Genomic DNA, 22,659 nt, shown 5'->3' on the forward strand with positions numbered 1-22,659 from the left:
CTTATAAAATGGATATTTTTAGTCCATAAGACACAATTTGTCGCAGAGTGTGGGTTACTGCCCTTGTGTAGTCCGCAGCTGCGACATAGCATAACAACGTAGATACAAAAACGAATTATTTAGGATTTCACGCTTTTATGACCAGCCTTGTGCATCATGCGACAGAAAATCGTTCCGTAGCCGAATTTACTGAACAAGCTTACCTTAACTATGCCATGTACGTGATTATGGATCGTGCATTGCCGCATATCAGTGACGGTTTAAAACCAGTACAGCGCCGTATTGTCTTCGCCATGAGTGAATTGGGCTTAAAGCATAGCGGCAAACCGAAAAAATCGGCTCGTACCGTGGGTGATGTACTGGGTAAATACCATCCGCATGGTGATTCTGCCTGTTATGAAGCGATGGTACTGATGGCACAGCCATTCAGTTACCGTTATCCTTTTATTGAAGGTCAAGGTAACTGGGGTTCACCCGATGATCCGAAATCCTTCGCGGCCATGCGTTATACTGAAGCCAAACTTTCGCTTTATAGTGAAGTGTTACTGTCTGAGCTGGGGCAGGGTACCTGTGATTGGCAGGACAACTTCGATGGTTCAATGAAAGAGCCGGTGAATTTGCCAGCGCGTGTACCGAACATCTTATTGAACGGAACCACAGGCATTGCTGTGGGGATGGCGACCGATATTCCACCGCATAACTTGCGTGAAGTGATTAAAGGCACCATCGCGCTGATTCGTAATCCAAATTTAAGCGATGAAAAAGTGGCGGAATATATTCCGGCACCCGATTTACCGACCAAAGCCGAAATTATCACTGCACCTGAAGAACTGCTCAAACTGCAAACCACAGGACGTGGCAGTTACCGTATGCGTGCGGTTTATAAAATAGAAAAAAATGAAATCGTGATTACCGACTTACCGTATCAGGTGTCGGGTTCTAAAGTGATTACCCAGATTGCCGATCAGATGCAGGCGAAAAAATTGCCTTTGGTTAGTGACCTGCGTGACGAATCGGATCATCAAAATCCGACCCGTCTGGTGATTGTATTACGTTCTAACCGGATTGATGCCGAAGCAGTGATGAGTCACTTATTCGCAACGACCGATCTGGAATCCAGCTATCGCGTCAACATGAACATGATTGGTGCCGATGGCCGTCCGCAAGTGAAATCGATTCGCCGCATTTTGCTGGAATGGATCGAAATCCGTAAAAATACGGTAACGCGTCGCCTGCAATACCATTTAAATAAAATTGAAAAGCGTCTGCATATCCTGGTCGGCTTGATTATTGCCTACTTAAATATTGATGAAGTAATTCGGATTATTCGTGAGGAAGATCAGCCCAAACCGGTGCTGATGTCTCATTTCAATATTGATGAAATTCAGGCTGAAGCCATTTTAGAACTCAAGTTACGTCATTTGGCCAGACTTGAAGAAATGGAAATGCGCCGCGAACAGGAAGAACTGGAAGCGCGTGCGGCTATTATCCGCGAGCAGCTGGCCAATCCTGAATCTTTAAAAGCATTGATTATTAATGAACTTAAAGAAGATGCGAAAAAGTTTGGTGATGACCGCCGTTCGCCTATTGTACGCCGCGCCGAAGCATTGGCCATTAATGAACAGGACATGTTGCCAGCCGATCCTGTGACTGTGGTGTTGTCTGAGGCGGGCTGGATCCGTTCAGCTAAAGGCCATGAGGTCGATGCCGAAAATCTGAATTTCCGGGCCGGTGACCAATATTTAAGCCATGCCCAAGGTAAATCCAATCAACGGGTCTATGTACTGGACGATACCGGTCGTAGTTATGCACTGGCTATTAACACTTTACCTTCGGCACGTGGTTTGGGTGAACCTTTAAGTTCTAAACTTGCACCCGCCAGCGGTGTAGGTTTCATTCAGGTGTTTATTGCCGAGGATGAAGCTGAAATTTTGGCCTTGAGTTCCAAAGGTTATGGCTTTAAAACCCAGGCGAAACAACTGGATACCAATGCCAAGGCAGGGAAGTCCTTTCTGACTGTGCCTGAAGATGGCAAAGCGATGCCACTGCAAGCAATAGAACAGGCGACTCATGTGGCCTTACTCAGTTCAGCAGGCCGTATGCTGGTTGTCGATTTGTCAGAATTACCAAGCCTGAACAAAGGTAAAGGTAATAAATTGATACAACTCGAGGCGAAAGATCAAATTGTATCTATGACAATGTTGAATTTAGATGAAATAATTCAAGTAGTTGCTGGACAGCAACAATTAAAATTAAAAGGTGATGATCTTCAAAAGTATATCGGTAAGCGAGGCACTAAAGGTCAACTCTTACCACGAGGATATCAAAAAGCAAATAGACTGTTCATTCAAAGATAAAACTAGCATCCCAGATATGAAATAGGCTATATATGGTGTAATTCGTGCAAATGGATGCTTTGTTGAACAATACAAAAGGAAAAAACCAGGTTCAGCAAAGAAAAAAATAGTTTAAAAACTAAGGATTAAGATTGGAGTGAGAGGCATTATGGAAAAGATTTGGTTCGCTGAATACCAAAAGACAGGGATTCCAGAAACTGTAGAATTACCGGCTGAAAATACCTCATTGGTTGATGTGTTTGAGCGCAACTTCCAAAAATTTGGCTCACGTGACGCCTTTATTTTTATGGATAAAGTTCTCTCTTTTAGTGAGCTGGAAGAAGCAAGCCGTAAATTTGCAACATATTTACAAAGTTTAGGATTGGCAAAGGGTACACGTGTGGCGGTGATGATGCCAAACGTACTTCAATATCCTGTTGTCGCATTGGGGATTTTCCGCGCAGGTTTAGTGCTTGTAAACGTTAACCCGCTTTATACTTCTCGTGAACTTGAGCATCAGTTAAATGACTCCGGTTCTGAAGTGCTGGTCATTATTGAAAACTTTGCAACGGTTTACCAAGCGATTATTGGTAAAACTCCTGTGAAGCATGTGGTAGTGGCTTCTGTGGGTGATATGTTGGGGGCCTTAAAAGGTACATTGGTCAACTTTGTTTTACGCTCTGTACGCAAGCAAATCCCGGCTTGGAATATTCCAGGACATATCCGTTTTAACGCAGCAATGTCAAAGGTAAATCCAAGCAATTATAAGCGTCCAAACCTGACTTTAAGTGATACAGCCGTACTTCAATATACGGGTGGTACCACGGGTGTTTCTAAAGGTGCTGAACTGACTCATCGTAACCTAGTTGCGAACATGTTACAGTGCGACGGTATTTTCCAGAGTAAATTTGGTGCTCAAGATGGGCAACCGGATGACCGTATTTTCTGTGCTTTACCACTTTATCACATCTTTGCATTCATGGTTTGTGCGCTGTATGGCATGTATAAAGGTCAGGCCAACGTGCTTATTCCAAACCCGCGTGACCTACCTGCGGTAATGAAAGAATTGCGTAAATACCAGCCATCATTTTTCCCGGCAGTGAATACCTTGTTTAATGCATTGGTGAACAATGAAGAATTTAAACAGCTTGATCATAGCAAACTGAAAATGGCTATGGGTGGTGGTATGGCGGTATTACCTTCTACTGCTGAAGCATGGAAGAGAGTTACCGGTACCAATATCATTGAAGGTTACGGTTTATCTGAAACTTCACCGGTTGCAACAGCCAATCCACCGCAATCCACTGAATTTAGCGGTACCATTGGTATTCCATTACCACTGACTGAAGTTGCAATTTTGGATGATGACGGCAATGAAGTGCCGCTTGGCGAACAGGGCGAAATCTCGATTCGTGGTCCACAAGTCATGAAAGGCTATTGGAACCGTCCAGATGAAACTGAAAAAGTGATGACCAACGGTTTCTTCCGTACCGGTGATATTGGGATCATGGATGCTCGTGGTTATATCAAGATTGTCGATCGCAAGAAAGACATGATTCTGGTGTCGGGCTTCAACGTTTATCCTTCAGAAATTGAAGAAGTAATTTCTACGCATCCTAAAGTATTGGAAGTTGCTGCGATTGGTGTGCCGGATGAAAAATCAGGTGAAGTGCCTAAACTATTTGTGGTGAAGAAAGATCCGTCACTCACCACAGAAGAAGTGCTTGCTTTCGCTAAAGAGAACTTAACAGGCTACAAACGCCCACGTTATGTTGAATTTATAGATGAATTACCAAAGTCCAACGTAGGTAAAATCTTACGTAAAGACTTGCGTAAAACTGCATAAATGCTGCAATAAAAAAGCGCCGATCACGGCGCTTTTTTATTTGGAAATAGGCCAGGCTTTAATCTTTCAGCATCCATCGATCAATATAGGGACGTGCTATCCCGGTAATCCATAGAAAGGTCGTGATGCTACCGAATTGATAGATGTATCGCTGTAAATCAAATGCACCAAAGCTATATAAGTTATCAAGCAAACAGTAGAATGCAACGACTGTGGTCCATATCCAAAGGGCCTGACGTTTAATTCCCACCATCCAAAGCGCGAGAATTGAAATAACAATGGTAAAAATAAGGGAAAGCCTATTAAAATTGGCACACACGACTGAAAGTAAAAATCCCGTAATAGGCAATACGACTTTGAATACCCGATCCACTTTAAGTTGATGCTGGCGCTGCTTTTCGAGTACATCAAACATTTTTTCTTGATCAGGATTGATCATTATGGATCCTTATTGCTCATTTATAAAAACGCTATAATTTACAAAAAATATTGCGAAAACACCATGCTATGATAGGCAGCATAAAATTTTAATGAGAAAAGTGAGATGCAAAGCATTAGCGGAATAATCTATCTCATCTTAATCGCATGTTTATTGCCCTATGTTTTTACTGCAATTGCAAAAAAAACAGCAGGTTTTAAAGCACGAGATAACCAGAACCCGCGTGAATTTCTGGCTAAAACTACTGGTTTGGCCGCCCGTGCCAATGCGGTACAACAAAACAGTTTTGAAAGTTTACCCTTATTTATTGCTTCCATTTTAATGGCAGAATATATGGTGATTTCTCAAACCGTAATCATGACTTTTGGTATTACCTATATTGTACTCCGTATTTTCTACGGCATCTGCTATTTAGCCAATTGGGCCACTTTGCGTTCCATTATCTGGACCTTATCCTTACTTTGCCCAATTTGCCTGTTGCTACTGGTGATTAAATTAACCACATGAGGCCTGAGAAGGTGGAAATACATATTTTCACCCAGCAGATGTATAATCGAAAAGTTATTTAATACGCAAAAACCGTTATAATCGTCGCGGTTTAAAAAAGATTTAACTTGTTAAAGAGTGATGCTATGAGCTACAGCAATATCCCAGCGGGTAAAGATGCACCAAACGACATCTATGTAATTATTGAAATTCCTGCAAATGCAGCACCAATCAAATATGAAATCGACAAAGATTCTGATGCATTATTTGTAGACCGTTTCATGGGTACTGCAATGTTCTACCCGGCAAACTACGGTTATGTGCCAAACACATTGTCACTTGATGGTGACCCACTTGACGTATTGGTTGTGACTCCACACCCGGTTGAACCAGGTTCAGTGATTCGTTGCCGTCCTGTAGGTAAATTGAACATGGAAGATGATGGTGGTGTTGATGCGAAACTGGTTGCAGTACCGCACGACAAATTAACACCGATCTATAAAGACGTTCAGGAATATACCGATCTTCCTCCGCTTTTAATCAGCCAAATTGAACATTTTTTCCAGCACTACAAAGACTTAGAGCCAGGAAAATGGGTGAAGTTAAGTGGTTGGGAAGGTGCTGATGTTGCTAAACAGGAAGTGCTTAGCTCAATTGCAGCTTATGCAGAAGCAAACAAATAATTGTTTGTTTCGAATTTAGCCTGAAAGGCTTAGATAAAAAAACCTGCACATTGTGCAGGTTTTTTTATCTCTTGAACTTACTGTGAATTAAAATAATTTCACAGGAATATCAAGGAAAATACGCCATTCATTGGTATCACCAATGTAATTACTTTGATAATCATTGCTTGCACGGTAGTAAGAATTACGTAGGCGAAGGCTAGCATCTTTAGCAAAACCACTTTGAACAGTATATTTCACCTGGTTAAAGAACTCGCGTTCTTGAGCATTGTCACTGATCATTGTTCCTTTATTATCAGTTGCTTTGATATCCCAACCGTAAACGAACGCTGATGTCCAGGTTAAACCAGGAACATTCATTGCACCAAAGTCATAAGTATATTGAATTTGCGCTGATTTTTCGTCATTACCAATAAAGTCTGACAGATAAGAGTTTGGCATGTAAATGGTTTGATGACCATCACCCACACCTCGACCTAAACCATAGTCATAACCAGTATTGCCTGAGTTTTGCTGGTAAGCCAACATGACATTATGCGGACCTTTGTTATAAGTACCAGAAACTGCCCAAATTGAGTTTTGGTAATTACCATCAGCTGGACCAATGAATGAATATAAGTTGCTATTGGCACCACGATCCCATTCAGTATGATAGCCACTGAAGTCATAAGTGAGTGAACTGTTGTTGGCAAGACTTTGCTTAAAGTTTACATTGGCATAATGGCGTTCTAATTTATCTTTAATGTCTACACCGTAGTATGCAGTATTTAAAGCATCATTCACTTTATATTTAGCACCCCATACCACAGCACGGTCTAGTTCATTACCATCTGAATTGATCTGGTCTGAATACTGGTTTTTAGTGAATTTACCTGCGGTTAGTTCCAGACCTTTAATTTCACGGCTTGTTACAAGGAAGCCGTCGAAATATTCAGGAACTAAACGGGCTGTATTGCTGGCTAATACAGGCAAGTCTAAAACTTGAGTACCATAACGTACATCAGTATTAGATACACGTGCTTTTACATTGGCACCACCACGGGTCCAGTGATCATAAGTATCACCTGCACCTTTAGTGAGTTGACCTTGACTGTTTAGGCCAGTTTCACGTGGAATCATGCCATTACCGGCATGTTTATTTTCGCCCAATTTAAATGAAGCATCACCCACGACACCCACACCAAAACCGATCAGGCCTTGAGTGTAGCCGGAATCCAGGTTCACAATTGCTGTTTGAGCAAAAGAGCTTGTGTCATCTACGCCATTTTTTTTGTCACGGCTTAAATAGCCTGTACGGAACAATACAGAACCTTCTGCATCTTCAACAAAGCCTTTCGATTCGCTTTGCTCGCTAGCATATACAGTTGAAATTAAGGCAGCTTGAATTAAAACTGCTAAGGTAAGTTTTTTAGCTTTTTGCATTGGGAGAGAGCCTTATACAAAATGGGAGAAGAAATTGGCAGAATTGTATACGTAATGTATCGCAAAAAAAGCTTTTTTTAATACATTTTACTTTGTACACGACAAAAAAAGATAACTCATTGAAATAATGGCATAATACTTGTTTTCTGACGACGAATATGATGACACATTTCAATGAGTTACATCTCATCTTAAACAAATATCTAAAGTGGAACAAGTCACATGCAAAATGTTTTACACTGATTATGCTTGCATTAATTGTAAAACAGACATGTAATCTTTCTTCTGCATCTAAAGCCTTACCCATCAAGTGCTTACCACAATCATTTTATCGACGTATACAACGCTTCTTTGCAGATCAGTATTTCGATTATCGTCAAATTTCTCAGTTAATTTTCAATATATTTTCATTCGATAAAGTCCAATTAACTTTGGATAGAACTAATTGGAAATGGGGAAAACGAGATATTAATATCTTGATGTTAGCCATCGTCTATCGTGGAATAGCGATACCTATTGTTTGGACATTGCTCAATAAACGTGGAAATTCAGATACAAAAGAGCGTATTGCTTTGATTCAACGCTTTATCTCCATTTTTGGTAAAGATCGTATTGTGAATGTGTTTGCAGACAGAGAATTTATCGGTGAGAAATGGTTTACATGGTTAATTGAAAATGACATTAACTTCTGTATACGTGTTAAAAAAACTTTATTGTGACCAATCACTTAGCCAAGAATCATAAAATTAGTGATTTATTTCGTCATCTTCAAGTTGGTCAAACTGAATGTCGTAAACGACGTATTTGGGTTGGTCGAGTGAAACTGTATATTAGTGCGCTACGATTAGAAGATGGAGAGCTTTTACTTGTTGTTTCTCCTATGTTTAATGCTTCTGCTATTCGTGATTATGCATTACGCTGGGAAATCGAAACGTTATTTAGTTGTCTCAAAGGACGTGGATTCAATCTTGAAAATACTCGTTTAACAGACCCTAGACGAGTCAAGAAATTGATAGCAGTGCTAGCTATCGGTTTCTGTTGGTGCTATTTAACAGGTGAATGGCAACATGATCGGAAAAAAGCGATAAAAATAAAGAAGCATGGACGACTTTCAGTAAGTTTATTTCGCTACGGTTTGGACTATGTTCAAATGGCTATTCTACGTTTGATTGGTTTTGGAAAAAAAGAAGAATTTAAGAAAGTGCTAGCAATTTTAAGAAAGAAAAAGCCTGATAGGACAAGGATCCTATGAAATTTGTCGTGTACAGAGTACATTTTATTTAATTAAAGTTATAACGTATTCAAATGTAAATTATACCTTTTGGTTAACAAAATATTAAAAAATTATTATTTGTGTAAATTTTTTTACAAAACAATATGATATTTTAACTCTAAATAAATTCTGGGCTAATGCCGATGCCTCATTAAAAATTGATAGGGAGTTGTGGTTTTGAAAAATGCTATTTTAGCATCCTAAATTTTGATATCAGGCCTAAAAAATGGCTTTTATCAACCAGTGATATCAGCAGAAACACCTCTTTATAATGATTTAATTTTTAAAAAAGTAGCAAAATCAGCTGACTTTTGGCTGAAGTAATTAGACATTCTGGTCAAAAAATTAGGCTTACATGTCGATTTTTTTTGTTCAATAAATATGCTTTAAAATGATCAAAAAATTGACCAAAAATTATAGATAAATTTTTAATTATTGTTGTTCAGTTTATCATTGGGTAAAATATTAATCATTCCATAGTCGGAATAAATTCTGCTAGGTCCAGATAAAATTGTATTATTTTTTCGCGCAATAAGTTCCTGATTTATATGAGTCGAAAATACGGTCTGATTATCAGCAAAAAAGTCCATGCGATGCTTTTGTGCATAAAATGTGGGCAGTGAGATAAAAATAATGATCTTTTTTAGCTATCAGTAGGGCATAGGTACATAAAAGCTGATTCATCCTTGGTTCCGCAGCTATTGTCCAGTCTATGTCAGGACTTTTGAATAATCGTGTGCAGATCAAGATGAAGGTTTTAAACAGAACTTTGCAGGAGCTGCTCATGCTCCCGACATTTACTGCGATGCATGCTTAATATGTCAGTAAGTCAAACATGGCCAATATTGTTTGATTAAAACTTGAGAAGGTAGCAGCTGATTTTGATCCAGATTTTTGAGCCGGTGGATTGGGGTTTTAACTGGCCGATTTTAGCCAGAGAAGGAGAGAGATGCATAAACAAGCGTACAGTGAATATTTTTTGTGCACTTTTTCTAGGCATTTTTAGCTCTACCGGAAAAAACAGTCTCAAAATAAGGCAGGTTGTAAATAAATATTTAAGCCGTATTAGCATGCAGATCATCTAAAAGAGAGAAAGCTGTCAATCTTGTGAAACTCGAAAAATGACTAGGTTTTGTTTTTATTTTTAAATAATAAATTTATAAATATCAATATATTAATATATTATTGGCGATTTACGGGCTAAAAATTACTGTGTTGTTTTTTAAACTGGCATAGCAATTGCTGATATCTCTTGAATCCATAAAAATCTGTCGGGGATCTATAAAATGCTTAAAAAATTATTTGCTGTGACCACTTTAGCTACTATGTCAGGTGCTGTATTTGCTGCAGATGCTCCTGCCTTACCTTTTGGCCTGTCTTTTAGTGGTAGTGCAGCCGTCACTACAGACTATCGTTTCCGTGGTGTGACTCAAACGGAAAATGATCCAGCCGTACAAGCAGGATTCACGCTAGCTCATACTTCAGGGTTATATTTTGGCTTGTGGGGTTCCAATGTGAATTTTGGCAGCGGCACACCTAGCCTGGAACTAGATCCATCGCTTGGCTATGCCACCACGCTTGAAGCTTTCAGCAGCAAACCGACAGTAGATGTTGGGGTGGTGTACTATAATTATCCAAGTGCCAGCGATCTGAACTGGGCAGAATTATATGGCAAATTAGGCTTCAAAAGTGTGATTGCAGAAGGCGATAGCATTTTAACCAATCTCAATTATACCAATGACTATGCCGGTGCAGATGCAGACAGCTGGAATGTGAATGTGGGTTATTCAGTTCCATTTGGTTCATCAGGTTTTGGTGGGGTCGGCGCTGTAGGCTATACCGTTGTAGATGAAGACAAATATACCTTTAATGGTGATGATAATTATGTAGACTGGAAAGTGGGGGTAACGTATGGCTTTAAATCCATTTCAGGTGCCAGTGCTGAACTGGCAGCTGTAGGCACCAATATTGATACTAATGGTTTATCGGATGTCGCAGAACGTGCGGTGGATACCGGTGCGGTATTTACCCTTACCAAAACATTCTAATTGTAATTTCAAAGCATTAAAAAACCTCCAAAGCATGACTTTGGAGGTTTTTTTATAGGTCAGGATCTGATGTGCAGGCTGTTGCAGAAAATGCAGCGCGGATCAGCACTGAATTGATGCCGTGTTATGACTATCCAGGTAAAAAAAGCTAGCCAAGGTATTGGCAATCAGGTATTCGCTATCATTTGAACCGGGCTGACCTTTAAATGTCTGTTTAATCATTTAGCCCATCTGTATGGCATCGACAAGACTTTCAGGATGGCAGAATAAAGTTTCGCATCTAGTATTAACCCTGTTGTGCCCGATAGGACAGCGCTTCAGTTAAATGCTGGCTTTGAATGTCAGTATGTTGGGTTAAATCGGCAATGCTTCGCGCCACACGTAATACCCGATGATAAGCCCGGGCAGACAGGTTTAAGCGTTGCTGGGCCATTTCCATAATTTTCTGTGCCTGCGTATCAAGGCAGGCAAACTGTTCCAGCTGTTTGGGACTTAAAGCATGATTCAGGCATTGTTGTCGCTGGATTTGTAAATTATAGGCTTGAATTACCCGTTCCCGAACCGTGTGTGAGTTTTCAACTGGTGTAGTTGCCTGTAATTCATGGGCTTGTAAAGGCGGCACATCGATATGCAGGTCAATCCGGTCCAGGAGGGGGCCTGAAATCCGGTTTTGATAACGTTTAATTGCATCTGGGGAACATTGACAGCGGATATCCTGATTAAAAGCATAACCACAAGGGCAGGGATTCATTGCGGCAATGAGTTGAAAGTTGGCCGGGAAGGTAATTTGCCTGGAGGCACGGGAAATCACTATTTCCTTGGATTCGAGCGGCTGTCTTAATACTTCCAAGACCTTGCGATCAAATTCAGGCAGCTCATCTAAAAATAATACGCCCAAATGAGCCAGCGTAATTTCCCCCGGTTTGGGATGTGAACCCCTGTCATTTACAAAGAACTATGCGACAATATAAGCTAGGGTCAAAGACTTAGACCACCTTTTATAAAGAACTATGCGACAAATTTTATAAAGAACTATGCAACGGAACCCAGAATGAACAATCAATCATGCGACACCGTTAACATCGTGCCAGCTCGAAGAAAAATTGGTAATACACGGATTAGTGTATCTGGTTTATACCCTTTTAAAAAAGATTCCGCAGTGGCCTTTGAATCAACATTGGAACGCGATTTTCTCATTCGATTAGAGGTTGACCCTAATGTTCTTGCTGTCGAATCTCAACCCTTTACCATTGAGTATTTTGATAATGGACAGAAACGAGTTTACACCCCTGACTACCTAGTAACTTATAAGCATGATGAATTTCTTCCATTTATTGCACCCAAATTGGTTGAAGTAAAACCTACAGATGAATTGCAACTTAATTTACATCTATGGAAAGCTAGATATCGTGCTGCCATGAGGGTATGCAAAGAAGAGGGTTGGAAATTTCATATTGCACATGAGGGTCGTATTCGAGACCAGTTATGGTCGAATGCCATGTTTTTACAAAAGTACCGAAAGATGGAATTTCCCCCTGCTGATTCAAAGCACTTATTGGATTATGTGAGAGATCGAGAAGCAGTAACTTTTGAGACTCTATTAGCTAGACATTTTCTTGGCAAATGGGACAGAGCAAATGGAATTAGTCAAATCTGGTATTTAGTTGCTCATGGTTACCTGATTTGCGATTTAAGCGCACCTTTACTGCCATCTACTGAACTCTGGGTAAGTGGGAGTTTGTCATGAATGATAGACGTGTGAATATCAAAATAGCTGCTGGGGAGCCTGTTCAGATAAAAGGGATTCCTCATACGATTATTGAAGTCATTGACTTGAAATCAGTTTTTGTTGAAAACAATAATACAGGTAGGAAAAATATTGCGGCTATCAGTGAATTAAGGCCGTCAATAGCTGTGGAACAGCATGAAGATCTAGAGCTCATCGCTGATAAAGACTGGATTGAGGCTGAAAGACGTTTCAACATCATCCGTCCTTTCATTGAGGGAGGTGTGAGTGGTCGCAAGGAAGTAGAGTTGCGGGCTCAGGAACATGATATAAATCCAGCCACCATATATAGATGGTTAAAAATTTATAAGGCATATGGAACTATTGATGGATTGCGACCAAGAAAAGAGGGATTGCCCCAAGGCAAAAAGATAATTAATAAGCATGCTGAGGCAATCATTGAAAAAGCCATTAAAGATTTATACCTGACCAATCAAAGAATCAGTATTCAAAAAGTTGTACTTGAAGTGAAACGCTTATGTCATGAATACCATATCCTAGAGGTGCCTCATGCCAATACAGTAAGAAACCGTATTGCTGCAATTAGCCAGAGGGATTCTCTTCGTAAGAGAGGACATAAGGAAAAAGCCGATAACAAATTTACACCTGCCGCAGGGAAATTCCCTCATGCTGATTATCCACTTGCTGTCGTACAGATTGACCATACACCCGTTGATCTTATTCTGGTTGATGATTTTAACAGGCGTCCTATTGGACGACCTTTTCTTACATTGGCAATTGATGTTTATTCGAGGGTAGTTGTAGGTTATTATCTATCATTGGATGCTCCCTCTGTTATGTCGATTGCAATGAGTGTTTCTCAGGCAGTACTACCCAAAGAGAAATGGCTAGCTTCACGCAAGATACAAGCTGAATGGCCTGTCTGGGGAATTATGAATACTATTCATGTCGATAATGGACCTGAGTTTCACTCAGAAACTTTCAGGAATGCTTGTATGGCACATGATATTCGCCTTGAATACAGACCTGTTAAAAAACCACGTTTTGGCGGCCATATTGAACGTTTGATGGGAACATTTGCAACTGATATTCACGCAGTTCCAGGAACAACTTTTTCAAATATCTTTGAAAGAAAAGGCTACAACTCCGATACAGAAGCAGTTTTCACATTCTCCGAATTTGAGGACTGGTTGATTGATTTTATCTGTAATGTTTACCATAAAAGAAAGCACTCCGCTTTAGGTACTTCTCCACTACATGCTTTTGAGTTGGGTATTTTTGGCGATAAAAACACGTTAGGTTCTGGAGCTGCCAGATTGCCTGCAAATGATCATAATTTCTTTCTTGATTTTCTACCAAGTTTTGAAAGGACGATTCAAACAACAGGTGTAACAATCGATGGCCTTGCTTATTATGCTGATGTGCTAAGAGGTTGGATTAATGCTGTAGATTCTGATAATCAAAAGGAAAAACGTAAATTTATCTTTAGGCGTGATCCAAGAAATATTAGTGAGATATGGTTCTTTGATCCCGAAATCAAAAATTATTTTAAGGTTCCTTTAGCTGATCAAAGTATTCCACCATTTAGTATTTGGGAACACAAAAAGATTCAGGAACTAAAAAAGGAAACTGGCGAATATCTAAAAGATCATGAACTTGGACAGGCTCTAGCTAAACTTCGGGAACGTGTTCAGGAGGCAAGCACTAAAACTCGACGGGCTCGTAGATCACATCAGCGCAGTACCCAACATCGACAGAGTGTTAACCCTGCGTCAATTCAGGGCAAAAAACCTCAACAAGAGAGTACGATTTTGGAGCAACAGCTTGAAAGCGTATATGGTTTATTGCCTCTCGATGAGCTGGAAAATGATGAGGATATTTCATGAGTAACTATTCACATGTTTTTCAAGAGTTTCGTCCTATTGTGGAACAGTCTAATGAGGACAGACTCTACTTTCTGGAAGAGGACCGATGGATTGGGTATCCAGCAGCCAATGACTTACTAGACCAATTGAAAGGATTCCTGACTCTGCCGAGACGGAGCCGTATGCCTAACTTACTGGTATTGAGTAAGCCAAATAATGGTAAGACTTCAATTATTAATCAGTTCTTTAAGCTGTATGGGGAGGGTTATGTCAATGCGGAAAATAATGCAGTAAAACCTGTAATTGTTGTGCAGGCACCTGTTTCACCTGATGAAAAAGCTTTGTATATGGCTATTCTTGATAAGTTCTGGGTTCCCTTTCGAGAAAGAGACCCTGTTGCGAAGCTACGTTACCAAGTGGTCCATTGCCTTAAACTTTACGAGGTAAAACTCCTCATTATCGACGAAATGAATTCTTTATTATGTGGCAGCCCGATTAAGCAAAGAACAGTAATGAATGCAATTAAGTATTTGTGTAATGAAACACAGATACCCATTGTTGGGTTTGGTACAGAAGAAGCGATTAGTGTCCTGCGTACTGATCCACAGCATGTAAGCCGTTTTCGTGTGGTTAATTTGCCCTTATGGAAACTAGATAAGGACTTTCAGGCCATGGTAAATAAGTTTGAAAAAGTTCTTCCACTCAAACAGGCTTCAAAACTGGCTGAGCCAGCAACAGTAAAATATCTACATGATATTACCGATGGAAATTTAGGTAATCTGCGAACGATTTTACGGGAAGCTGCAAAGAAAGCTATTGTTTCTGGTCAGGAGTTTATCGACCGTAGCTTACTAGAAAGTGTGAAATAAGCCATGTGGAGGACTAGGTATGATAGGTACAACAGAAGTCCATTCATGGTTTATCCCCACGACTTTACAGAAAGATGAGGCATTGTCTTCATGGTTGATACGTGCTGCACTCGATAGTGGTTGTGACCCATTAAGTCTAACTGGGGTACTCTGGCCTAAATGGCGAATTTGGTCAGTAGATGTAGATCGAGGTTTAAGCTCAGAGTATTTACGGGCCTTGGTCAATACAACAAAAATTGATGAAAGCCAATTTGATTCGGCTACGCTTCGCAATTTCTTATTTAAATATAACTTGGATAATGGAACCCTTGATCCATGGTATCTGGTATTAGGTACAAGAAACCGCAAGCATCGAGGTGGCTGGCAATATTGTCCTAAGTGTTTGTCTGAGGATGATGTTGCCTATTTCCGTTTGCCCTGGCGTTTTGCCTGGCATACAGGCTGTATGAAACATAATCAGCGTTTACTGATCAATGTCCGCATTGCCATAATGCCATTCAACCTAGGCGACTTGAAGCCCCTGATCAGGTTATGACTTGCTGTTCAATATGTAAAAAAAGCTTATTGGAGGTTAATGAACGTTTTATGGATTGTCATGCCTTGGCATTCCAAAAAATCTTTGATCAATTCTTGGAACAAGGCCGTGCAACCTATCAGGATAATTTGATTTCACTAAATGATTGGTTAACGGTGATTAAGTTATTTTCACAATTTATTAGAAAAGTTCTAGCTAGTTCATCAAATGGAAAAGGATGGGCTTTTCTTGAACAACTCAAGATTCAGGTACCCCATTCTGAGCTTATCTCGAATGGATTGGTTATTAGCCAACTTCAAGTTATCGAGAGGGAGCGGCTATTTTCCTGTATTTATCAATTACTCATCATTCCCCTAGAAAAATTTATTGAAACAGCACAATCTTTAAATATGAACAGATCTTCATTTTGGGATAAGAGAAACCAGTTGCCAGCCATATTAAGACCTATTGAAGAACAGTTGGGCTCGGTTTATAGGAACTACCCTCCAAAGAGAGCATTAGTTGATACCCGCAAACCTAAAAGTAAGGAGGCTGTAATACGAAAGTTTTTGAGATTAAAAAGAAAATTAGGATAGTGTTTGGAGGGAAACGCTATGTCTCAGTGTGATGAATGTGGTAATGCGGTTGAAAAGATACACCGACGCTATAAACAGCGTAACTATTGCCATAAATGCTATGTGCGAGTTTTTAAAAAAAGAGATTGCCCATCATGTGGTAAAAGCTCAAGATTGCACAAAACTGATCAATTGGCTGTTTGCCAAAAATGTGAAACTAATCGCCCCTGTATTCGATGTCAACGTATTGATTACCCTGTAGGCAAAATAACGGAACAAGGACCTGTTTGTAATAGCTGCTCAGTTTATTTTAGAGAGTTTCAAGCTTGTGAACGATGTGGAGTGGCATCACAACGTTTGTCTCGTATCAGCCGTTTTCAGGATAATTTAAGAGTTTGCTCAAAGTGTGCAACCCGTGATTACCAGACATGCCAAAGTTGTAGAAGATATAGGCTGGTTGAACAGGATGCTGTGTCAGGCAAAATGCTTTGTAAAAAATGTTTAACCTGTCCACCACTTCAATGTTTAACCTGTCAGCAACAGATTCCTGCTGGATGTGGAAAATATTGTGAATCATGTTCATGGCGAAGAATATTGGGCAATAGGATTAAGGAACTAGTTAATACATTAGTGAATCCGAGTCTTAAAGGTTACTTTGAAGAATATATGAATTGGCTTGATCATGAGGTAGGACCGCATAAGGCTGCATTGCTAATTCGTAAACACATTCAGTTTTTTGAAAGAACCAATGATCTTTGGAGGGATAAGATCCCAGATTATGAGCTTTTATTACACAGACTAAGAGCAAGCGGTCTACGCAAATACGAGTTGCCTGTTCGGTGGTTAGTCACAGTGCATCACCTACATATAGATACACAGTCTAAAGGCCATTGCTCTGAGTTTGATCAATTAAGAAAACTGGCAAATTCATGTCCAGGCTCCTCCCTTTCAGCTCAGATTCTTCAGAACTATTATCAGGTTTTAATAAATAAAATGGATTTAGGGAAGACCAGTATACGTTCTGCTCGTTTAGCTATGAAACCAGCTTCTGCCTTAATGTTGTTGATGAGTCAATCACGTTTAGATTTACCAACAATGTGGCACGTCAAATATTACTTATCTAAGTCTCCAGGACAAACCTCTGCTATTGTTGGCTTTCTTAATTTTTTAAACAAGAATTATGATACGAATCTTGATATGTCATGGGGACTAGATGAAAAAATGACAGAAAAAAGTAAAATGAAGAAAATAGAAAAACAACTATTAGCTTTGATGATGTGTCCGAAAGAGTATTTTAGTGAACAAAAGTGGATTGCATTAGGGCTAAAATATTTTCATAATTTAGATAAAATTGTTTATAATCAAATAGATTGTGTTGGGGGTGGGTTTAATATATATATTGATAATAAGATATATTGGATACCTAAGGTTTAGAATGGAAATTTTTTCCTAATAATTGTTGAGTTTTAATAAGTGATTGATCAATATCATAATATTTTGAATAAAGTTAATGGTATAGAAAATAAGTTTGAGCAAGCAAATTTCCTTACTCCCATAATAAGATCAATCTTGCAAATTACCACAATTTCTATATTAGAAATAGCTAAAAAAAATATTGAACTTGATCAAATTAGGTATGAGGATTTTCTAACACGGCTTACAAAGCCCAGTGATGGACTTCCGTGGGAAATTATTGATTACTTAGTTCCGAAAATAAGATCTGAATATGAAACAGAATTTTTGAGAGGATGGTTTGAGAAAAGCTCGAATAATGAGAGTTTATCTAAAAGAGTTAGCGAATGGGTTCAGCTCAGAAATAAGAGGTTTGGTCACGGAGTTACCGATATAAGTGTAGCTGAGGAGTGGAGTAATAAAATGTATGATTTAGCACAGTCTATGCTAATAACATTTAAAAATATAATTCCATCTCTAGATAATAAATTAGTTAAATATCAAGATTTGAAGCTAACAGTTCCTACCAGTTTTAATGGAAATTTAATTATTTTTTCAGAATTTGTTTCTAGAAAAAGTATATGGAAGTTAAAAGGGCAATATTTATCTCTTGATGATGCTAGCGAATTTACCAAAGATTTAGAAAGTGATAATTTGTTTACATCAGGAAATATTAAAGTAAAAAAAGATTTTGATTTAATTGAAGTTTTAAATAATGGTAAAAATGAAATTATTTGTCACAATATTCCCATACGACAAACTGATATGTTTGAAGGAAGAAAAGAAGAGCTAGATAAAGTACATGAATGGTTAATTGATGGGGATGCAAGATTATGCCTTATTTATGGAGATGGAGGGTATGGTAAGACTACACTTGTTCTTGAAATATTAAATAAAATAATTGAAAGTAATTTTGATTTTTCAAAAAATTTCCCACAATATATCTGTTTTTATTCCGCTAAAATGACAAAGTGGACAGAAGATGGTTTAGTTTATTTTAGATCAATTAATCCAATAATTGATGATAGTATACGTGAGCTTGTTAGAAGTCAGACCAGATTAGAAAAGGAATGGTTTACCATTGATGGAAGAGCTTTAATTGACAAAGCTTCTGCATTCTTTAAAAGAGCAAATATTGGCAGAGATGACATACTTTTAGTTATAGATAATACTGAAACATTAGCTACGTCACCCGAAGAAATTAGAGAGTTAACAGAATCATTAACTAAAATTTCTAAATTCTTAGCACGAGTCATTGTAACTTCTCGAAGAAGGGAGGATATTGCTGCGGAACCAGTTTTAATTCAAGGTTTAACCGAAATTGAAGGAGTAAATCTTTTAAATAGGCTAGCAAGTGAATACAATGCTAAACCACTAATACAAGCAGGAGAGTCTAGACTAAGGAAAGTTTCTAATGAATTAATGAATAAGCCATTACTAATTGAGGCTTTCATTAAATATATCTCTCTTTCCAATAGCAGTATTGATGATGCCATCGAAAAATATTTTAGTCATTCAGATGAGGAATTGTTAGAATTCCTATATGAAGATGCATGGCAAAGAATGAATGATTTGCAAAAAAAAGTCTTTCTGGTTTTAGTTAATATTAATTATGAGATCGACAATGACGTTATAAGCAGAGCATGTCAACTAATAAGGATAAATATTGGTGAGTTTAATAAAGCCTTAGAAGAAACACATTTTGCGACTATCCTTGACTATGGAACAAGCTATACTTTGGAAATTGTAAGTCTGGCAAATCGGTTCTTTCTGAAAAAGTTTATTAATTATTCGGAATTAATACAAAGTGAGATAAAGTCTTATGCGCAAGAAGTAGAGGTTTATGTCAAAGAAAAAGAAAAAGTAGAAAAGGAATTTAAAAGAGATAGAGTAACAGAGGCTTTTCGCAGTCAATTTGCCAAATTAGCTAAAGTTTATGCAGATAAAGGTGAGATAGATGATGCTATATCTATGTACAGGTTAGCAATTCAGGATGATCCTTTAAATTCTTATTTATATGATCGTTTTGCATGGCTTTTATTAAACCGAACACAAAATTTTATATATGCTTTAGAACTGTCACAGAAAGCCGTTGAATTAGATGGAAATAATATTGATGCTATAGTTGGTTTAGCTCTAGCTTATTATCGAAATGATGATCTTGAAAATGGAGATTATTATATTGATATAGCAATGAATAAGGGAAGGACGAAAGCATTTTGCTTTCTTAGGAAAGCGATTGCAAGATATCATTTAGCAAATAAAGAGTTGGACTTAGAAAGAAAAGCTGCTCTTTATAGAGATTCTCTAGAGCAAATTAAAACTGCACAAAAATCTCTGGAAATTAAACTAGGCTATGATGCAAAAAATAAAGAAGCGATAGGTTATTATCATGAGCTCATTTTGAAGAAAATTAATATATTAAGATTCAGCTAAAAAAATATGAGTTAAAATTTTTATGGCCTAATAAGAGCTGGTGTAGGAAAAAGACTTACTCCAGCTTTTTAATATTATCATTTATATGATTAATTTTGTAAGCGTCCGCTGAGCCCCACTTTTTCTAACTCATTAATACCGCGATAGTGTCCACTAAATTTTAAGTGGACACCTATTTATGGATTTAAAGACAGTTATAGACACTGCACCAACGCTAAAAAAGCCCCGTCGAACCTTCACGGCTGAATTTAAACATCAACTTATTCAGCAATGCCAGCAGCCAGATACATCGGTGGCTAAGGTCGCAATGCAACATCAGATCAATGCCAATCTATTGCATAAATGGATTCGTCAGTCCAGATCAATGGTTCCATCATTAACAATCTCATCCATTCCACAGACCGACTTCCTTCCCGTCATTCTTCACCCGACGCTAGTCAAACAAGAAGCACCTCCGCCACCTGTGCCAGAGAAGAAAGCTACCGCTCATATCAGAATTCCACTGCATCAGAAACAATGTTCTGCAAGAGATCAGGTGATCGAAATCGAATGGCCAGTGGAATCGGCCAAGGAGTTGCTGCTTTTACTTCAAGGCTTGATCAAATGATCCGTATCGATGAAATCTGGCTTTCTACCCAACCGATGGATATGCGTGCAGGTATGGATACGGCCATGGCGCAAGTGGTGAGAGCCTTTGGCTACATCAAACCGCATTGCGCCTACCTGTTCTGTAATAAACGTGGCCATCGCATGAAAGTGCTGGTGCATGATGGGCTGGGCATCTGGCTGTGTGCCCGGCGGCTGGAACAGGGGAAATTCCACTGGGCTCAGCTTCACCAAGGTGAAAGCGTAGCCCTCAGTCCAGAACAGTTACAGGCACTGATCCAGGGTTTGCCCTGGCAGCGCATTGGACGACAGCAGGTGGTGACGATGCTTTAAACCAGGCTCGACCATTCTGCCATTCTCCAAACGTTCTATTTCATTCTTCTCATGACCTCAGGCATACTGCGGTCATGAATACGCTGCCTGACTTAAGCCAACTGACCCATGAACAACTGCTGGAATTTACCAGACAGTTGGCAATGCAGCATCAACAACTCGCAGAAGATAAACAACAATTAGACGTTAAAGTTCAAAATCTTGAAGTATCAAACCAACAATTAGATGTCAAAGTTCAATATCTTGAAGTCACCAATCAACATCTTTCCATTCTCACTCAAAAATACGAGCATGAACTGGCGCTGTTTAAAAAGCACAAATTCGGCAGTAAAAACGAACATCTAACCGCAAAACAAATTCATCTTTGGGATGAAGCGGTTGAAGAAGATATCGCAGCCGTTGATCTGGAACTGGAACGGCTGAATGCAGATAAAACTGATGCAGCGACACAGAAAGCCACAGTCAACAAACCTAAACGTCGACTGCTGCCCGATCATCTACACACCATTCGTATTGAGCATGAACCTGCATCAACCCAATGCAGTTGTGGCTGCCAGTTACGTCGTATCGGCGAAGATATCAGTGAAAAACTGCATTTCAGACCGGCACAGTTCTATAAGGAACAGCATGTCCGTGGCAAATGGGTCTGTGATCAGTGCGACACTCTGACTCAGCAAGCGATGCCCACCTATGTGATTGATAAAGGCATTGCTTCACCTGAATTGCTCAGCCATGTGTTGGTATCGAAGTATGCCGATCATTTGCCGCTGTACCGTCAGCGCCTGATCTATCAGCGGGCTGGCATTGATCTGTCCAGATCCACTTTATCTGACTGGATTGGCCGCTGCGGTGTGGAACTGGAACCTCTGGCCAATGCCTTAAAACAGGTGGTGTTGCAACAGCGGGTAATCCATGCCGATGAAACGCCGGTCACCATCATGCGGATGGGTGAGAATGAGAAAAAACCGAAGAAAGGTTATGTCTGGGCCTATGTCACCACACAGTACAATCCAGTTCAAGCGGTGATCTATGACTTTCAGGATAGCCGTTCAGGTCAGCATGCTGAAGAGTTCCTGAATGGCTGGCAGGGCCATCTGGTCTGTGATGATTACAGTGGTTATAAAGCACGCTTTAAATCAGGCCAGGTCATTGAGGTGGGCTGCATGGCACATGCACGTCGTAAATTCCATGAACTGTATGTGACCGGGAAAAGTCAGATCGCTGAACAGGCATTAGTGCTGATTCAGAAACTGTATGCCATAGAAGCAGAATTAAGAAAAAAGACGGATGGTACAGCGGAACACCGCCGCGAATACCGGCAACAGCACAGTCAACCGGTGATGCAACAACTCTATGAATGGCTCAACCGACATCATCTGACGGTACCATCGAGTTCTCCAACTGCCAAGGCGATCAATTACACTCTGAAGCGTTGGCCAGCTTTAAGCCGCTATCTGGACGATGGCAATCTACCCATTGACAATAATTGGGCCGAAAACCAAATGCGGCCTTGGGCTTTGGGACGTAAGAACTGGCTGTTTGCAGGTTCATTGCGCAGTGGTCAGCGAGCTGCCAATATCATGACTTTAATCCAGTCAGCAAAGCTGAATGGACTGGATCCGTATGCCTATTTAAGTGATGTGCTGAAAAGGCTGCCGACGCATAAAGTGACCCAAATAGAAGAATTACTGCCACACCGCTGGAAATCCGACCAAAATTAAAAAATAGG

General features: G+C 39.5%; 16 protein-coding genes and 2 pseudogenes. 15 read left to right on the forward strand and 3 right to left on the reverse strand.

From position 1 onward, the window contains the following. The first annotated feature begins 137 nt into the window (after nucleotides 1-137). Complete coding sequence (gene parC / locus JFY49_RS01220) at nucleotides 138-2,357, forward strand: DNA topoisomerase IV subunit A (protein WP_180080815.1); 2,220 nt, start codon at nucleotides 138-140, stop codon at nucleotides 2,355-2,357. Nucleotides 2,358-2,505: 148 nt separating this feature from the next. Next, complete coding sequence (locus tag JFY49_RS01225) at nucleotides 2,506-4,182, forward strand: AMP-binding protein (RefSeq protein WP_180080817.1); 1,677 nt, start codon at nucleotides 2,506-2,508, stop codon at nucleotides 4,180-4,182. A gap of 58 nt (nucleotides 4,183-4,240) precedes the next feature. Here JFY49_RS01225 and JFY49_RS01230 read toward each other — a convergent pair whose 3' ends face one another. After that, entirely contained in the window at nucleotides 4,241-4,621 is a 381-nt protein-coding gene (locus JFY49_RS01230; RefSeq protein WP_180080819.1) for a hypothetical protein, read from the reverse strand. 105 nt (nucleotides 4,622-4,726) lie between these two features. Between JFY49_RS01230 and JFY49_RS01235 the strand changes: the two genes are divergently transcribed. Next, nucleotides 4,727-5,128, forward strand: coding sequence for an MAPEG family protein (locus JFY49_RS01235; RefSeq protein ID WP_200223505.1), 402 nt, complete (start codon nucleotides 4,727-4,729; stop codon nucleotides 5,126-5,128). A gap of 125 nt (nucleotides 5,129-5,253) precedes the next feature. After that, nucleotides 5,254-5,790 carry an inorganic diphosphatase gene (gene ppa / locus JFY49_RS01240; protein ID WP_005233448.1) on the forward strand — a complete coding sequence of 179 codons (537 nt, stop codon included), beginning with the start codon at nucleotides 5,254-5,256 and terminating at the stop codon, nucleotides 5,788-5,790. A gap of 87 nt (nucleotides 5,791-5,877) precedes the next feature. Here the strand turns inward: ppa and JFY49_RS01245 are convergent, their stop codons facing one another. After that, nucleotides 5,878-7,212 carry an OprD family outer membrane porin gene (locus tag JFY49_RS01245; RefSeq protein ID WP_180080823.1) on the reverse strand — a complete coding sequence of 445 codons (1,335 nt, stop codon included), beginning with the start codon at nucleotides 7,210-7,212 and terminating at the stop codon, nucleotides 5,878-5,880. A gap of 161 nt (nucleotides 7,213-7,373) precedes the next feature. On the opposite strand from JFY49_RS01245, the gene JFY49_RS01250 reads away from it, so the two are divergent. Both JFY49_RS01250 and JFY49_RS01255 read left to right on the forward strand, forming a co-directional pair. Next, nucleotides 7,374-8,464, forward strand: a protein-coding gene (locus JFY49_RS01250) for an IS4-like element ISAba33 family transposase (RefSeq protein ID WP_107010211.1) whose coding sequence is annotated in 2 segments (ribosomal slippage) — nucleotides 7,374-7,914 and nucleotides 7,914-8,464 — 1,092 coding nt in all. Because the reading frame shifts where the segments join, the coding sequence is not laid out codon by codon here. A gap of 1,298 nt (nucleotides 8,465-9,762) precedes the next feature. Beyond that, a complete protein-coding gene (locus tag JFY49_RS01255; RefSeq protein ID WP_373456101.1) occupies nucleotides 9,763-10,533 on the forward strand; it encodes a TorF family putative porin in 771 nt (256 codons plus the stop codon). Between the two features lie 286 nt (nucleotides 10,534-10,819). Here the strand turns inward: JFY49_RS01255 and JFY49_RS01260 are convergent. Then, a pseudogene (locus JFY49_RS01260) lies at nucleotides 10,820-11,470 on the reverse strand (ATP-binding protein); the annotation flags it as partial. A 114-nt stretch (nucleotides 11,471-11,584) separates the two neighbouring features. On the opposite strand from JFY49_RS01260, the gene JFY49_RS01265 reads away from it, so the two are divergent. The 9 genes and pseudogenes from JFY49_RS01265 (at nucleotide 11,585) to tnpC (ending at nucleotide 22,651) form a co-directional block, all read left to right on the forward strand. Beyond that, nucleotides 11,585-12,280, forward strand: a complete 696-nt coding sequence (locus JFY49_RS01265; protein ID WP_200223506.1) for a TnsA endonuclease N-terminal domain-containing protein — start codon at nucleotides 11,585-11,587, stop codon at nucleotides 12,278-12,280. Then, nucleotides 12,277-14,166, forward strand: a complete 1,890-nt coding sequence (locus tag JFY49_RS01270) for a Mu transposase C-terminal domain-containing protein (RefSeq protein WP_200223508.1) — start codon at nucleotides 12,277-12,279, stop codon at nucleotides 14,164-14,166. Before JFY49_RS01265 ends, JFY49_RS01270 begins: the two co-directional genes overlap by 4 nt. Continuing rightward, the gene (locus tag JFY49_RS01275; RefSeq protein WP_200223509.1) at nucleotides 14,163-15,014 is read left to right on the forward strand and encodes a TniB family NTP-binding protein; all 852 of its coding nucleotides are present in this window, start codon (nucleotides 14,163-14,165) and stop codon (nucleotides 15,012-15,014) included. The genes JFY49_RS01270 and JFY49_RS01275 overlap by 4 nt, the downstream gene beginning before the upstream one ends. A 19-nt stretch (nucleotides 15,015-15,033) precedes the next feature. Beyond that, a pseudogene (locus JFY49_RS01280) lies at nucleotides 15,034-16,124 on the forward strand (TniQ family protein). 18 nt (nucleotides 16,125-16,142) lie between these two features. Continuing rightward, a complete protein-coding gene (locus JFY49_RS01285; RefSeq protein ID WP_200223510.1) occupies nucleotides 16,143-17,537 on the forward strand; it encodes a hypothetical protein in 1,395 nt (464 codons plus the stop codon). 39 nt (nucleotides 17,538-17,576) lie between these two features. Next, nucleotides 17,577-19,991 carry an ATP-binding protein gene (locus tag JFY49_RS01290; protein ID WP_200223511.1) on the forward strand — a complete coding sequence of 805 codons (2,415 nt, stop codon included), beginning with the start codon at nucleotides 17,577-17,579 and terminating at the stop codon, nucleotides 19,989-19,991. A 178-nt stretch (nucleotides 19,992-20,169) separates the two neighbouring features. Continuing rightward, the gene (gene tnpA, locus JFY49_RS01295) at nucleotides 20,170-20,598 is read left to right on the forward strand and encodes an IS66-like element accessory protein TnpA (RefSeq protein WP_200223512.1); all 429 of its coding nucleotides are present in this window, start codon (nucleotides 20,170-20,172) and stop codon (nucleotides 20,596-20,598) included. Further along, entirely contained in the window at nucleotides 20,595-20,930 is a 336-nt protein-coding gene (tnpB, locus tag JFY49_RS01300) for an IS66 family insertion sequence element accessory protein TnpB (RefSeq protein WP_200223513.1), read from the forward strand. The genes tnpA and tnpB overlap by 4 nt, the downstream gene beginning before the upstream one ends. A 74-nt stretch (nucleotides 20,931-21,004) precedes the next feature. Next, entirely contained in the window at nucleotides 21,005-22,651 is a 1,647-nt protein-coding gene (gene tnpC, locus JFY49_RS01305; protein ID WP_200223515.1) for an IS66 family transposase, read from the forward strand. Nucleotides 22,652-22,659: the final 8 nt, after the last annotated feature.

It is taken from the genome of Acinetobacter sp. CS-2 (assembly GCF_016599715.1).
GTDB lineage: Bacteria > Pseudomonadota > Gammaproteobacteria > Pseudomonadales > Moraxellaceae > Acinetobacter.